This window comes from Flavobacterium pectinovorum (assembly GCF_900142715.1).
Taxonomy (GTDB): Bacteria; Bacteroidota; Bacteroidia; order Flavobacteriales; family Flavobacteriaceae; genus Flavobacterium; species Flavobacterium pectinovorum.
In genome coordinates this window covers 242,384-258,389 of record NZ_FRBX01000003.1, presented here as the reverse complement: position 1 = coordinate 258,389, position 16,006 = coordinate 242,384, and the positions used below count along the sequence as shown (strand labels likewise).

Sequence of the window (16,006 nt, the reverse complement as noted above, 5' to 3'; positions counted from 1 at the left end):
AATCCTGCAAGGTTTCAAGACCTGGGAGGATTATGTTGGTTATAATATTAATTAGTAGTACCAGCCGGTTTGTTAGCCTGACGAATTAACTCCTGAAGATTTTTGCCTTTATCAGTTCCGTTATTATGTATTCTTCTGCTAAAAACATCCTGCCAGTCAATTAGCGGGTAAAGATTGTTTTCTTTTGCCTGCTCTTCAAACAGTTGCTTTAATTCAGCCAGTTTTTCAGGATATTTTTTAGCAAGATTATTACGTTCGTTAAAATCTTCGTTTAAGTTGTACAATTCCCAAACATCAGCATCAAAATTGCTTGGTGCCGGTTTTTCGTTTTTGCCAAGATTATTTTTCAAAGCAAAAGAATCCGGAAGATGTGCCGCAGCTGCTTTCCATCCATCTTTGTAAATTGCTCTGTTTCCAAAAATGTAATAGTATTGTACTTTGTGAAGTGATTCTGCTTTTGCATCATTTAAAGAAGCATAAAAAGTAGAACCCTGAATTTTATCCTGTTTGATTTCGCGAATCGTTTCCGGCGCTTTAATTCCGACAATCTCCAATGTTGTTGGCAATAAATCTGTTACGTGGCTGTATTGGTTTCTGATACCGCCTTTTTCTTTAATTCCTTTTGGATAATAAACAATCAACGGATTACGTGTTCCACCTTCAGAATGTGCGTCTTGTTTCCAGTTTTTGAAAGGTGAATTTGTAGCCTGTGCCCAACCTAAAGGAAAATTGGTATTCAAACCTTTTGCAGTTCCAATTTCGCCAATATTATTTAAATTATCCTGAAGATTTTTCTCGTCAGATACACCACCGGCAAAAAGATTTTGATTGATTACGCCTTGCGTTGTCCCTTCTTTACTCGCTCCGTTATCGCCAATCGCAACAAAGATCAAAGTATTTTCAAGCTGATTGGTTTCTTTTAAATAATTAACAACTCTTCCAATTTCATAATCGGTATAGGTAAGATATCCGGCGTAAACTTCCATAAAACGAGCGTACACTTTTTTCTGATCCGGCGTTAATTTTTTCCAGTCAGCAATCAACGGATTACGTTCCGGTAAAACGGCATTGGCAGGAATTACGCCCAATTTCTTTTGGTTTGCCAATACTTTTTCGCGGTAAGCATCCCAGCCATCATCAAATTTCCCTTTGTATGGATCGCTCCATTTTTCCTCCACCTGATGAGGTGCATGAACCGCTCCCGGCGCATAGTATAAAAAGAAAGGTTTGTTTGGCGCGGCTTTATGCTGGTTTTTAATGTACGTAATCGCTTTGTCTGTAATTTGTTCTGTTAAGTGTCTTCCGTCAGGAACAATATGCGTGTTATCTTCTACTAAATCAGGTTTGTACTGATCTGTTTGTGATCCTAAGAAACCAAAAAAGTGTTCGAAACCTTTTCCTGTTGGCCATCTGTCAAACGGTCCCGCGTCTGAAGCTTCTTCATCTGGCGTTAAACCGTATTTACCAACGGCAAAAGTGTTGTACCCTTTATCGCGTAAAATCTCTGCGATTGTTCCTTTATCAGATGGAATTCTGCCATCCCAACCCGGAAAACCTGCGGATAAAACCGTGTGAGAGAAACCGCTAACGTGCACTCTTCCAGAATTTCTTCCGGTTAATAAAGCGGCGCGGGTAGGAGCACAAATAGCTGTTGTATGGAAATTGGTATAGCGCAAACCGTTATTAGCCAGTTCGTCAAATGTTGGCGTCTGGATCAAACCTCCAAAAGAACTTGAAGCTCCAAAACCAACATCGTCCAATAATATCCAGACTACGTTTGGTGCACCTTTTGGTGCTGTAACGGGATCAGGCCAATATTCTTTAGAATCGGCTGTGGTTTTTCCAATTGTACCTTTAAATTCCTGATCGGGATTTGATTGTGCAAATCCCTGTACTGCTCCTAATTGTGTTACAAGAAGGGCAGTAATCAAAAGCCCTTTTTGGGGACTTTTGATTGTGCTTTTATTATTAATTTTTTTCATTTTAAATAGTTTTATGGTTGATTAAGTAATAAATTTTAGTTGTTTAAACTTATAATCATGTAATCTGTATTTTACTATACTATTTTATTTTATTCCAATCTTCGACACCTACTTTTGCTGACCATTGCTGATGTAATTCAATCAGATTCTGTAACAATTTTGTTTCTGATTTTGCAAGGTTTTTTGTTTCTGTCCTGTCATTTGCAAGATTGTACAATTCCCACGGCTGATTGTTTTCGGCTACGGCTTTCCATTGACCTTTTCTTACTGCTTTGCTGCCTTCATGTTCCCAAAACAAAGCTTCATGTGTCTTAGATTGTTTTCCTTCAAATTCTTTTTTTAAGCTAATGCCTTCTAGAGCTGTAAGTTTTTTTTCCTGAAAAGAATCTGGATATTGAAAACCCGCGTACTCCAGAAAAGTTGGAAAAATATCAATCAAATGGCTTACCCTGTTGCTTATTGTGCCTGCCTTAATATGCTTTGGGTAATAAGCAATAAAAGGAGAAGCTATACCGCCTTCGTGAGTGTTCTTTTTAAATAATTGAAAAGGTGTGTTGCTCACATTTCCCCACGGGCTTTCGTAACTATCAATCGACGTAACCGAACCTGGCCTTCCATTTTTTTGAGTCACGTAATTCCAATTTTTTACATCATCGGCACTTCCGCCATTATCCGAAAGAAAAAGAATAAGGGTATTATCTTCTTCTCCCAAAGACTTCACTTTTTGCAGAATTTCTCCAATTCCGGAATCCATTCGGTCAATCATAGCAGCGTAAATTGCCATTCTTGTATCCCATTTGTCTTTTTCTTCGGCAGTTAGTTTTTCCCAATCCGTCACTTTTTCAAAACGATTTGATAAGTCCCAGTTTTTATCAATGATGCCTTGTTCTTTTAATTTTTTAAAACGGCTTGCTCTCAATTTATCCCAGCCTTCAAGGTATTTGCCTTTGTATTTTGCAATATCTTCAGGTAGTGCCTGAATGGGCCAGTGCGGAGCATTATAAGCAACATAAAGAAAAAATGGCTTTTGCTGATTTCGCTGTTTTTCTAAAGAATTAATAGCAAAATTGGTAATTTCCTGAGTCAGATAAGTCGAAGTATCCTTGCGGATAATTTCCTGATCTCCTTTTAAAAAAGTAACTTTTCTACCGTCGTTATACAAAGGTTCTGAGTTGAAATAACTGCTTCCATTATTTTGCAAAGTAAAAGAATCATCAAAGCCCCTATTCACTGCCCAGGCTGATGGTACTAAACCAACGTGCCATTTTCCGGAAACAATCGTGTTGTATCCTGCCTGTTTGAGTGCTTGCCCAATCGTAATACAATGCTCGTTTAAATATCCCTGATAGGCTGGAAACCCTTTGTCCTGCACCATATCGCCAACTCCTGCCTGATGCGGATACAAACCTGTGAGCAATGAAGCGCGGGAAGGACAGCAACGCCCTGCATTGTAAAACTGATTTAGAATAAGCCCGTTTGTAGCGAGTTTATCCAGGTTTGGCGTTTTAATTTCCGAGCCAAAAGCACCAATATCTGAGAAACCTAAATCATCTGCCAGAATGACGATGATATTAGGTTGCTTTTTCTGTGCAAACAGCTGAAATTGTACAACAACCAATAGGGCAAGTAGGAACAGTTTTTTAATCATTTTATTTACTTGTATAAACCTTTATTAATTTCCGTAACCCGGATTTTGTGGCAATCCAACAGGATCGATATTTCTTTCGCTTTGCGGAATCGGATATAAATTATTTTTTTCTGAAACCGAGTTTTTAGCTGTTACTTTTTTTACTTCTGTAACCAAAGTTCCCCAGCGAACTAAATCGAACCAACGCTGACCTTCCTGAACAAATTCTTTTTTGCGTTCTTCCTGAATTGCCGCCCTGAAAGTATCCTGGGTCAAGCCCGATAAATCAACCGTTGGGTCTGGCGTAGTAATTGGTTTTCCAAAAGCTCTTCTTCTCACCTGATTGATTAATTCGTAAGCTTCCGGTGTTGGTGCTCCTTGCTCGTTTATGGCTTCTGCCAAAGACAAAAGGATATCCGCATAACGAATTACAGGAAAATTAATAGCCACATTTCCCGGAGTTGCCAAATTGCTTAAATCCAGATATTTTTTAAAGAGTGGTTTCGGAAAAGTGTACAATGTTCCAGTAGTTGGGTTTAGCAATTGTTTTGCATAACTTACATCTCTTCTTTTATCGCCTGCCGCATAAATATCATAAAACAAAGCAACATCAGAGATAATATCTGCCGGTTCTGTTGCTGTAAATCCTGTAAAAGAAGTTCCTTGAAAAGTACTTCCGCTAGATCCGTTTCCTGCCTGATTTGGCTCAAACTGAACAGAGAAAATATGTTCTTTTCCGTTCTTTTTTGTTTTGGTAAATATGTCCTGAAAATCTTCAAAAAGCGCATATCCGTATCCGCCATTAATTACTTCATTGGCTTTTGCAATTGCGTTTGGCCAATCTTTTCTGGTAAGATATACTTTTGTCAAAATAGCTTTTGCAGCTCCCGATGTAGCACGTCCGGCATCTGCAGCGGTATAAGTTGCAGGCAGGCTTTCAGCATCTTTTAAATCTAAAATAATCTGATTGTACACTTCATCAACCGTCGCTCTTCTTGATTTTAAACTTTCTAACTGAATAGAAGTTGGTTCGTGCAAAACAATCGGAACACCACCCCAAAGACGAACTGCCTGAAAGTACAATAAACCTCTGATGAACTTCGCTTCATTGATTAATCTCGTTTTTACAACCTCAGAACCAGAAACTTTCGGAATATTATCAATAGCAACATTGGCTCTGTTGATTCCGGCATAAATTTGTCTCCACGCCACCTGAACACGGTCTGAAGTGGCATCATGCGTTAAACTGCTCAATGCTCTTACCTGTGGGTTTGTAGCAGAAACTCCTGCCGATGCATAATCTGTTGCCATATCGGTAAGGAAGTATAAGTTTCTTCCAAATAAACTCTGCTCTCCCGGATCAAGACTTAAAGAGGCATATACGGCTGTTACACTTGCCACAGCATCATCTTGTGTTTTAAAGTAATTGTCTTCGGTTACAAAAGAGGTTGGAGTTACCTCCAGATCTGCGCACGATACAAGCAACGTGACGCTTAATATTGTTGTTATAAATATATTTTTCATCGTTTATATTTTTTGCTTAAAAAGTTACATTCAGTCCTGAAATGAAGGTTCTTGAATTTGGATAAGAACCAAAATCGATTCCCGGATATAAATTATTTTGTTCGTATGAACTTACTTCAGGATCATAGCCAGTGTATTTTGTCCACGTAATCAGGTTTTCTGCAGATACATAAAACTTGACACTTTTTGCCCCTAATTTTGAAGAAACGCTTTTAGGTAAAGTATATCCTAAAGTGATTAGTTTCAATCTCAGGAATGAAGCATCTTCTACATAACGCTCAGAAACAATTCCAACCGGAGAACTTGATGCTCTCGGAATTTCATTACTCGGGTTTGTTGGTGTCCATCTGTCTTCAAGAGTTGCCGCAGCGTTGGTTCCCAAAGTTGAAATTTCTAATTGTTGATTCAATGCATTGAATATTTTAGCACCATAAGATCCCTGGAAAGAGAAATTCAAATCAAAATCATTGTATGAAATAGTGTTGCTGAAACTTCCAACAAATTTTGGCTGTGAACTGCCAAGATTTCCTTTGTCAAGTGCCGTAATTACGCCATCGCCGTTAGTATCAACATATTTTCTGTCTCCCACTCTTGTATTCGCAAGACTGTTTATTTTAGGCTGCGTATTTACTTCTTCCTGAGTCTGGAAAATCCCGTTTGTTCTGTATCCCCAGAAAGTTCCTAACGGTAAACCAACTTTTACGGTTACAGGCTGTTGCTGCAATAAAGATCCGTTTGGAACCACCGGAAAAAACTGATCAACACCGTTTCCTATAGAAACTACTTTGTTTTTGTTTGCAGAAAAAACAATGTTCGAATTCCAGGAGAAGTTTTTTGTTCTCACGTTTTCTGTTGTTAAACCAATTTCGATTCCTTTGTTTTCAACTCCACCAATATTTTGAAGGACAGTCGCATATCCTGAAGTCAACGGAACCGGAACATTGATAAGCAAATCGTTTGTTTTTTTGTAATACACATCAAAAACGAAATTTACTTTTCTGTCTAATAATGATAAGTCTAAACCAACATTATATTGATTGGTTTTTTCCCATTTCAAATCTGGATTTGCCAATCGGGTAGGAGCCAATCCTGTATATAATGTGCCTCCAAAAGAGTAATTAACAGAACCCATTTGTGCTAAAGAAAGGTAATTTCCAATTTCCTGATTTCCTGTTGTTCCCGCAGTAATTCTAAGTTTGGCTTCGGTTACGCCTTTAATATTATTAGCAAATTCTTCATCTGTAATATTCCATGAAAATCCTGCAGAAGGAAAATAACCCCAAAGTGATTCTGCACCAAATCTGGAAGACCCATCGGCACGCGCAGATAATGTGAAGTTGTATTTTCCTTTATATGAATAATTTACTCTCGTTAACCATGATTTTAATACACTCTCGAATGCATCACTATAAGGTTTTACAGGAACACCATCCTGCAAAGAATTGTACGTATTCGCATCATTTACAAAAGTATTTGCTCCCGCTGTAACTGTTTCTCCTTGCGTATATTGCAATGTATAACCACCCAAAGCTGAAAATTTATGGTTTTCACCGAAAGTAGTATTGTAGTTCAGCGTGTTTTCATTCAAAACAGAACTTACTAATCTGTCTCCAACAGAAGCCAGTCCTTTAGTTCCGGCACCGTTTGTGGTATTTGCCGGAGCATAGTAGTTTTGTTTAGTATTGATAACGTCGCCACTTACTGCAACCTTAGCGGTTAGTTTTTTGGTTATTTTATATTCGCCAAATAAACTGGTTAGAATTCTGTTGATTTTAGTTTCATTGATAGTATTTTCCAAATCATTAATAGGATTTGGAACATATCCATTTACAGAAGTTGCGTAAGGATTATTGGTAACATTATAGCTTCCGTCTTCATTTTTAATGGGTACAACCGGAGCCGTAAGTGCAACACTTACTAATGGGTTTGGATTTCTTCCGCCAGCATTATTTGTCCCTACACCATTTGAAACTGAATTACTGTAATTGGCATTTACACCAAATTTAAAATTTTGAGAATAGTTTTTTTCATAGTTAATTCTAAGCGAAATTCGTTTAAAATCAGAACCAATTACAGTTCCTTCCTGATCAAAATATCCTGCAGAAACTGCATATCTTGATCTTTCATCTCCGCCCGAAAATGATAATTGGTGATTTTGAACCGGAGCTGCTCTTACAAAAGCTGCAGATTGCCAGTCGGATCCGCCAGAAGTTTTAAAAGCCTCAATTTGCGCGGCAGAAAAAGAAGGTGTCTGACCAATACTTGCCTGAACATCATTACGCAAACTTGCCCATTGTGAAGCATTCATTAAGTCCAGCTTTTTTGAAACCGACTGAACTCCAAAATAACCCTGATACGAAATATTATCCTGACCTTTTGTTCCTTTTTTGGTAGTAATAATTACAACTCCATTTGCGCCACGAGATCCGTAAATGGCTGTTGCCGATGCATCTTTTAATACTTCAATAGATTCAATATCAGCAGGGTTAATAGTTGATAAAACATTGACTGAAGCTCCCGCAAACGAAACTCCTGCCGAACTGTTGCTGTTATCATTATAAATCAGGATTCCGTCTACAACATAAAGCGGTTCATTACCGGCTGTAATAGAGTTTCCTCCACGAATACGTACACTTGATGAAGCTCCGGGACGACCTGAACTTTGTGTAACTACAACTCCTGAAATAGCGCCTCGCAGTAAATTATCTGCCGATGAAGTAACCTGAGATAAATTTGCTTTTGGCACCGAAGCTACAGAACCCGTAATATCTTTTCTTTTTTGAGTACCGTAACCTACAACAACTAATTCATCAAGTTCCTGACGTTCTTCTTTTAAATTAATAGTAATTGGATTTTTTTCTACAATTATTTCGGCTTTTTTATATCCAATGTAACTTACAATTAAGGTATATGGAAATTTCTGACCTGTTTGAAAATAAAATTTTCCTTCTGCATCTGTCTGTACTCCGTGAGTAGTACCTTTAATAACTACAGATGCGCCAATAATAGGCTGATTTGTAACATCATCGACAACCGTTCCGTCGAGTTTTGATTGTATAAGCGGGGTTGTATTTTGGGCGTTTATTCCTGCCGAAAGCAACAGGAGAAATAGTAATGAGTATATGTTTAAATATTTTTTCATTTCTTTGTATTGGTTTTTAGTAATTAACAAGGAGCCTTGAAAGTTGATTTTTCAACTCTCTGCGGTTCTTTTTATTTAGCGATAAATTTTCTTTAAGCCTCGCCATTTCTGTTGCCGCAGAAATGGCTTTTTTTATTTATTTACAGCAGTTGTGCATTGTTTTCATTGTTAGTTTATTTAGTTATTAATTATTTTTTTTTGGATTTACATATATAGTTTCAAGAATCATATTGACACAAATAAATGTATCAAATAGATTTTTGGAAAAATTTAAAGCTATGCTTTGGTGAATTTTAAAAAGGTTCGTTTCTATATTTGATTTAAAGGAAATCAAGATAAACGATTCAAGGTCGAGAGATTAACAACAACAGAAACACATATAACAGAAATTGTTATTTGTGTGGTTTTTAGGAAAGATGTAATACGATATGCTTTCTGTTGTTTTCAAAATTTAGTTCTTTATGGTTTGAAATATTATTTTAAACTCTACTAATCCTATAGACAAAGTTAATTTTAATATAATAAAAACCAAAAAAAAATATGTTTTTTTTTGAAATGAATGATTTGTAGTCTGAAATATCGAGTTATTTTAAGTGGTTAAATACCTGATTATTAATTGATTATTTATTATTTTTTAAATTTCAGAAAATGTTAAAAAAATATTTTAGCATCGTAAAAATGTAGTATTTTATACTTAATTTATTCATTTTTAATTACTTCCAAATTTCTCTAGATCATCCAAAAACGTCTTCGAAATTTGATTTTAACAAAAAAATAATGTTTTTTGAAGCATAAATACAAGGTAAATAAGTTGCTAAAACATACTCAAAAGAAATTGGAGTTTTAAAGGTTATAATAAAATGTAATTGCAAGTATATGAGTTAATTAAGTTTATGTGAAATAAAAATTAAATTATTTTAGATGGAATTTTATTACTAAATTTATATAAATTACAAGCAGCACCTATTCTTATTTACTACACTGGATTTATCTGCCTAAGACACATTAAGTGTGTTTTCTCAATATTAACTTATCAAAATTAAGGTCACCAAACAGGCGAGATCTTTTTATATGACAAATGTCATTTTGTGTCAGAATTTATTTATTCAACTTTGTGTTTCAATATTAGAAAAAAACATTTTTCTTAAAAACCGATTTGTTTTTAAATACATATTATAAATAGTCTTTTTATGAGTAATCTATCTCAATCTCACAAAATTTTGTTTCTAAATACACTCGCTTTTACAATATGTTTTGCATGTTGGACACTAAATGGTGTTTTGGTTACTTACCTTGTAGACAAAGGAATATTCAACTGGACAGTGGTAGAAACAGGCTGGCTGTTAGGAATTCCGATTTTATCAGGTTCAATATTCCGGCTCCCTATTGGTATTTTAACAGATAAATATGGCGGTAAAATTGTGTTTTCGATTTTATTACTACTTTGTTCCGTTCCGTTATTTCTGCTTCCCTTTGCCGGATCATTCTGGAGCTTTGCTGTATTAAGTTTTTTCTTCGGATTAGTGGGAACAAGTTTTGCTGTGGGAATTGGTTATACCTCAATTTGGTATCCAAAAGAATGGCAGGGAAGAGCCTTGGGTATTTTTGGAATGGGAAATGCAGGTGCGGCCATTACTACTTTTATTGCTCCAACCTTATTAAATCATTTATCAGAAAAAGATCCCGTTAACGGATGGAAAATGTTGCCTGTCATTTACGGAGCAATATTGGTTATTATAGGAATATTGTTTGTTGTTTTTGCCAAAAATAAAACCAATCAGGGTGTTTCAAAAACAATGAATGAGTTAATGTCTCCTCTTAAAAACATTCGGGTTTGGCGTTTTGGAGCTTATTATTTTTTAGTCTTTGGATTTTTTGTGGCGTATTCGCAATGGCTGCTTCCCAATTTTATGAATGTGTACCATACAACATTGGTAATGGGCGGAATGTTTGCTACGATGTTTAGTTTGCCTTCCGGAATTATAAGAGCCTTTGGCGGCTATTTATCAGACAAATTTGGTGCCCGAAAAGTAATGTACTGGGTTTTAGGTTCATCAATAGTAATTAGTTTTTTATTGATGTTTCCAAAAATGGAAATTTTCACAGCAGGTCCCGGAGTTTTGTCTTCTGCAAATGGTGTTGTCACAGCCATTTCTGCCAATGAAATTACCGTAAACGGAAAAACACATAAAATTAATGAAAAGCAAATTTCAAATAATGATGACGCGGCAATTTTTCCTGTAAAAAATTCATGGCAGGAAATTGTTGTACAACAAAATCAGGAAGTTAAAAAGAAAGAATTATTAGCTCAGGGTGTCACACAAATTAAGTTTAGCGCCAATCTTTGGGTTTATGTGGTTTTGGTCATTCTTATAGGGATTTCGTGGGGAATAGGAAAAGCTGCTGTTTACAAACATATTCCCGAATATTTTCCTAACGAAGTTGGTGTAGTGGGTGGAATGGTAGGATTAATAGGCGGTCTGGGTGGTTTTGTCGGGCCAATTATTTTTGGTTATCTCCTAAATTATACCGGACTCTGGACGAGTTCCTGGATTTTTATTTTCGTCGTATCCGTTCTTTGTTTACTGTGGATGCACCGAACAATCATCAATGCAATGAGAATTAAATCACCTGATTTTACCAGAGATATAGAACACAATCATTAAAATTAAATAAGAATAAATATGAAAACTTGGTTAGACAAATGGGAACCTGAAGATGATACGTTTTGGAACTCTAACGGAAGCAAAATTGCCTGGAGAACTTTAACAATAACAACACTAACTTTAATATTATCATTTGCCTCCTGGTTTATGATGAGTGTTATCGCCGTTAAATTACCGGGATTAGGGTTTCGTTTCACAAAAGATCAGCTTTTTTGGTTAACAGCAATTCCTGGTCTGGCTGCAGGTTTTTTAAGAATCATTCATACTTTTATTTTACCAATATTCGGAACACGACATGTGGTCTCTTTTGCAACTGCCATTAAATTAATTCCGGTAATCGGAATTGGTTTTGCAGTAATGGATATCAATACTCCCTTTTGGGTATTTGCACTTTTAGCTTTTACTACAGGTTTTGGTGGTGGAGATTTCTCTTCTTATATGCCAAGTACAAGTTTGTTTTTTCCTAAAAGACTTAAAGGAACAGCACTTGGAATACAAGCCGGAATAGGAAATTTTGGAGTATCAGTAGCACAATTTGTTACTCCCCTCATAATAAGTGTCAGTATTTTTGGTGCCGCATCACAATTTACTAGCATTGATCATAAAGAAGCAATAGTTGTTTTTCAAAATGCCAGTACTCAAAAACAACATGAGGTTTTTGCAGCCCTGGATCCAGATGTACAGGCGAGAATATTGACAAACGTAAAGAAAACAATTATTGACTCTGTAAGTACAGCTATCAAATCAGAGGATAAAGTGGATCTTTTTACTTCATTGCCTTTAAAAGCAAAAGCAAAAGCGATAGCCAATGCAAATCCAAAAATGGCTGAAAAAATATTAAATGATATCAGCCCAAATAATACTGCGGTTAATAATAAAGAAATCTATTTACAATCGGCAGCCTTTTGGTACATTCCATTTTTAATAATACTATCAATTGTAAGTTGGTTTTATCTTAGAAGTATTCCGATGAAAGCATCTGTAAAGGAACAGATGGATATTTTCTCCAATAAACATACATGGTATTGTACTATAACATATGTTATGACTTTTGGAACTTTTGCAGGTTTATCGGCAGCTTTTCCTTTAATGATTAAATTTTTATATGGAGATTTTCCAAATGCTCCGGATCCTTTAGTTTATGCTTTTTACGGACCACTTATTGGTTCAGCAAGCAGAATTGCATTTGGTTTTGTAGCCGATAAAGTGGGAGGTGCGATATTAACAACAATTACTGGTTTAGGAATTTTAGCCGGATCGATTATTCTGGTTACCGAAGGATTAGTAGCGCCAACAAGCATGGAACAGTTTCCTCTTTTTGTTGCTGTAATTTTGGGAATGTTCTTCTTTACGGGAATTGGAAACGCAGGAACATTTAGACAATACCCAATTATTTTTGAAGAAAACCAACGTCAGGCAGCCGGAGTAATTGGCTGGACAGCGGCAATTGCAGCATTTGGGCCATTTATCTTTTCTAAATTAATAGGTAATAATTTATCTGCGAATGGTACTGTAAATCAATTTTTTATAGGAGTTGCTGTTTTTACGGTCTTAGCCACAGGAATCAATTGGTGGTTTTACAATCGTAAAAATTGCGAGAAACCAAGTTAAATAAGTAATCATTAAAATGAATTAAGGATGAAAAATAAAACATTTAATACCAAAGCGTTACTTATAGCAACTCTGGTTTCTGTATTGACTATTGTATTGGTTTTTTACGGATCCAGAGAATTACAAAATTTTGACGCTGCATTAATTACGTATTTATTCGGAACTGTATTCGCCTTCTTCGGAATCGTATATCGTTATACAGTATGGTTGCAGCGTCCGCCAACATGGATGTATTTCAAACGAAGTTTCCAGTTTTTGTTTACCGGAAAAATCTTTGAACATGTATGGTTTTTAGGAAAAGAATCTGTTGAGAACATTGTAGTTCAAAAATTTATTTATCCAAGAAGTAAGTACAGATGGTTTGCCCATTTTTGTATCGCTTTGGGCTGTATGTCGGCTTTTGCAATTACGATACCGCTAACATTTGGATGGATTCATTTTACATTGGCGCCTAATTCTATTTCTATTTACGAAGCCCATTTTTTTGGTTTCAAAATAATGGATTTTACAATAGGCTCTTTTCTCGCATTTCTAATTTTTCACGCTCTTAACTGGTCTTCCTGGCTGGTTATAATTGGATCTGTGTATTACTTAAGAAGACGATTGACAAATCCCGGATTAATTGCAACCCAATCTTTTGAAGGCGATTTATTACCGTTGATTTTATTAATAGCGATTTCCGTAACCGGATTATGCCTTACTTATTCGTATCAGTTCATGAAAGGATTTGCATATGATTTTCTTGCCGTAATTCATGCTGTAACAGTAATCATGTTTTTAATATGGATACCGTTTGGAAAATTCTTTCACATCATTCAGCGTCCGGGACAAATTGGGGCGCATATTTATAAAAAAGAAGGAATAAAAAAAGGAATGGCAGTTTGTCCCCATACCGGAGAAGAATTTGCAACACAACTTCATATTGACGATTTAAAAATTGTAACTAAACAATTAGGTTTTGATTTTACACATGAAGACGGAACATCGCATCTCGATTTAAGTCCCGAAGGAAAAAGATCAAGATTGGCGCAAGCACACTTAAAAGCAAGATTAGAAAGCGGCGGAAGCTTATTTGGATAATAAAAAGAGTTTCAGGTTTTAAGTTTAGTTTTTTTGTTTCAGGTTACTATAGCTTGTCTATAAACTAAAGTCTACACAAAGTGTGAACTTGAAACTTGAAACAAAAAAACTTGAAACAAAAAAACAAAACCTGAAACAAAACAAAATAAAAAGACATGGCAAAATTACCTGTATCAACTGAAAAGATTATTGAAGATTTTGGTCCGCATTTAAATTATGCACCAAAAGATGGTTACGAAGGTAGAGATGAACCCGATAAATTGGTAAAAACACATTGTTGCTTTTGCGGAATGCAATGTGGTATTCAATTATCAGTAAAAGATAACAAAGTAGTAGGTTTTGAACCCTGGATGGAGTTTCCTTTTAATGAAGGTCGTTTATGTCCAAAAGGAGTTCAGCGCTATTTGCAAAATAATCATCCTGACCGCCTTTTGCATCCAATAAAAAGAGTAGAAGGAAAAGGTTTCGAGAAAACAACCTGGGATGAAGCGATGGACAAAACCGTCTCTGAAATAAAAAGAATTCAGGAAAAATACGGTAAACATGCTTTTTCGATGTTATCCGGCGTATCGCTAACCAATGAAAAAAGTTATTTGGTTGGAAAATTTGCCCGTGTCGCCTTAAAAACCAGAAACCTGGATTATAACGGAAGACTTTGCATGGTAAGTGCCGGAGCAGGAAATAAAAAAGCTTTTGGACTTGATCGTGCCTCAAACAACTATTCTGATTTAGAATATGCAGAAGTAATTATTGTTGCCGGAGCCAATATCAGCGAGACTTTTCCAACGTTAACCCATTGGATCTGGAAAGCCAGAGATCGCGGAGCAAAACTGATTGTTATAGATCCAAGGATGATTCCGTTAGCCAGAACTGCCGATGTTCATCTGGATGTAAAACCCGGAACAGATTCTGCTTTGTACGGTGCGATGTTAAAATATCTGGTAGATCACGATATGCTTGATCATGATTTTATTGATAATTATACATCAGGTTTTCAGGAAACAATTGATGCTGTAAAAGACTATACCTTAGAATGGGCAGAAGAAATTACGGGAATCGATAAATATAAAATACAAGAAGCTGCAGAATTATGGGGCAAAGCCAAAACAAGCTTCTTACTTCATGCCCGCGGAATCGAACATCACTCAAAAGGAGTTGATAATGTTTTAGGATGTATTAATCTGGTTCTTGCCACTGGAAGAATTGGCAGACCTTATTGTGGCTACGGAACCATAACAGGACAAGGAAACGGACAAGGAGGAAGAGAACACGGACATAAATGCGATCAATTGCCGGGAAATCGTGATATCGAAAATCCGGAACACAGAAAATATATCTCTGAGGTTTGGGGAATTGATGAAAAAGATATGCCCGGCAAAGGCCTGACTGCTTATGAAATTATAGAAGCCATTCACAGAGATGAAATCAAAGGATTAATATCGATTTGTTTTAATCCATTGGTGTCTTTGCCAAATAACAATTATGTAAGATCCGCTCTCGAAAAACTGGAGTTTTATGTTTGTATTGATTTCTTCCTAAACGAAACTGCCCGCCATGCAGATATTGTTTTAGCAGGATCTTTACAGGAAGAAGAAGAAGGAACAACAACATCTGCAGAAGGTCGCGTAATTAGAATTCGTCAGGCTGTTACACCTCCTGGAGAAGCCAGAACAGATACTTCCATATTATTAGAAATAGCCAAACGATTGGGCGAAGAAGATAAATTTACATACAATGATAGCGAAGCAATATTTAATGAATTGCGTGTTGCTTCAAAAGGCGGAACAGCAGATTATTTTGGAATATCCTATAAAAAAGTAGAAGACAATATGGGCGTTTTTTGGCCTTGTCCTACAGATGATCATCCGGGAACCCCAAGATTATGGGAAGATAAAAAGTTTAAAACCCCAGACGGAAAAGCACATTTTAATCCTGCGCCATACAAGCTTCCCGGTGAAGTTACAGATGATGAATATCCTATAACCTTAACAACAGGTCGTGTGGTTTCGCAATATTTAAGCGGCACACAAACCCGTAGAATAGGAAAACTAGTAGATCAATTTCCGGAACCAATGCTGGAAATTCACCCCGAATTGGCAGCAAAATATGGCATAAAACAAAGAGAATTAGTACGAGTTGCAACAAGAAGAGGAGAAGGAATTTTTCCCGCAAATATTGTAGAAACAATTCGAAAAGATACTGTTTTTATACCCTATCATTGGCCGGGTGCGAAATCAGCCAATCAGTTAACGCCGGGAACATTAGATCCAATTTCTAAAATACCTGAGTTTAAAGTTTGTGCCTGTTTATTAGATCCTTTGAAGGAAATAGCACCGCCATCTAAAGAATCAGAAGCTTATGCAAGTGTTTAATC

At 36.2% G+C, this 16,006-nt stretch carries 8 protein-coding genes; 4 read left to right on the top strand and 4 right to left on the bottom strand.

Translation table 11 applies throughout. From position 1 onward, the window contains the following. Positions 1–47: 47 nt before the first annotated feature. The 4 genes from BUE22_RS11760 to BUE22_RS11745 form a co-directional block, all read right to left on the bottom strand. Entirely contained in the window at positions 48–1,982 is a 1,935-nt protein-coding gene (locus tag BUE22_RS11760) for an arylsulfatase (RefSeq protein WP_073395201.1), read from the bottom strand. A 79-nt stretch (positions 1,983–2,061) separates the two neighbouring features. Beyond that, entirely contained in the window at positions 2,062–3,630 is a 1,569-nt protein-coding gene (locus BUE22_RS11755) for an arylsulfatase (RefSeq protein ID WP_073395200.1), read from the bottom strand. A gap of 24 nt (positions 3,631–3,654) precedes the next feature. Continuing rightward, positions 3,655–5,133 carry a RagB/SusD family nutrient uptake outer membrane protein gene (locus BUE22_RS11750; protein WP_073395199.1) on the bottom strand — a complete coding sequence of 493 codons (1,479 nt, stop codon included), beginning with the start codon at positions 5,131–5,133 and terminating at the stop codon, positions 3,655–3,657. 16 nt (positions 5,134–5,149) lie between these two features. Next, complete coding sequence (locus BUE22_RS11745) at positions 5,150–8,275, bottom strand: SusC/RagA family TonB-linked outer membrane protein (protein ID WP_073395198.1); 3,126 nt, start codon at positions 8,273–8,275, stop codon at positions 5,150–5,152. A 1,190-nt stretch (positions 8,276–9,465) separates the two neighbouring features. On the opposite strand from BUE22_RS11745, the gene BUE22_RS11740 reads away from it, so the two are divergent. The 4 genes from BUE22_RS11740 to BUE22_RS11725 all read left to right on the top strand — a co-directional run bounded on the left by BUE22_RS11740 (position 9,466) and on the right by BUE22_RS11725 (position 16,004). Continuing rightward, positions 9,466–10,941 carry an MFS transporter gene (locus BUE22_RS11740; RefSeq protein ID WP_073395197.1) on the top strand — a complete coding sequence of 492 codons (1,476 nt, stop codon included), beginning with the start codon at positions 9,466–9,468 and terminating at the stop codon, positions 10,939–10,941. An 18-nt stretch (positions 10,942–10,959) separates the two neighbouring features. Next, positions 10,960–12,552, top strand: a complete 1,593-nt coding sequence (locus BUE22_RS11735; protein WP_073395196.1) for a magnesium transporter MgtE N-terminal domain-containing protein — start codon at positions 10,960–10,962, stop codon at positions 12,550–12,552. A 27-nt stretch (positions 12,553–12,579) separates the two neighbouring features. Next, entirely contained in the window at positions 12,580–13,632 is a 1,053-nt protein-coding gene (locus tag BUE22_RS11730; protein ID WP_073395195.1) for an MFS transporter, read from the top strand. Between the two features lie 155 nt (positions 13,633–13,787). Then, positions 13,788–16,004 (top strand): molybdopterin oxidoreductase family protein, encoded by a 2,217-nt coding sequence (locus BUE22_RS11725; protein WP_073395194.1) that lies wholly within the window; start codon positions 13,788–13,790, stop codon positions 16,002–16,004. Positions 16,005–16,006 lie beyond the last annotated feature (2 nt).

Bases quoted from the DNA above. Each gene is read 5' to 3' on its own strand.
- BUE22_RS11760 (WP_073395201.1), bottom strand. From the start codon at position 1,982: ATGAAAAAAATTAATAATAAAAGCACAATCAAAAGTCCCCAAAAAGGG.
- BUE22_RS11755 (WP_073395200.1), bottom strand. From the start codon at position 3,630: ATGATTAAAAAACTGTTCCTACTTGCCCTATTGGTTGTTGTACAATTT.
- BUE22_RS11750 (WP_073395199.1), bottom strand. From the start codon at position 5,133: ATGAAAAATATATTTATAACAACAATATTAAGCGTCACGTTGCTTGTA.
- BUE22_RS11745 (WP_073395198.1), bottom strand. From the start codon at position 8,275: ATGAAAAAATATTTAAACATATACTCATTACTATTTCTCCTGTTGCTT.
- BUE22_RS11740 (WP_073395197.1), top strand. From the start codon at position 9,466: ATGAGTAATCTATCTCAATCTCACAAAATTTTGTTTCTAAATACACTC.
- BUE22_RS11735 (WP_073395196.1), top strand. From the start codon at position 10,960: ATGAAAACTTGGTTAGACAAATGGGAACCTGAAGATGATACGTTTTGG.
- BUE22_RS11730 (WP_073395195.1), top strand. From the start codon at position 12,580: ATGAAAAATAAAACATTTAATACCAAAGCGTTACTTATAGCAACTCTG.
- BUE22_RS11725 (WP_073395194.1), top strand. From the start codon at position 13,788: ATGGCAAAATTACCTGTATCAACTGAAAAGATTATTGAAGATTTTGGT.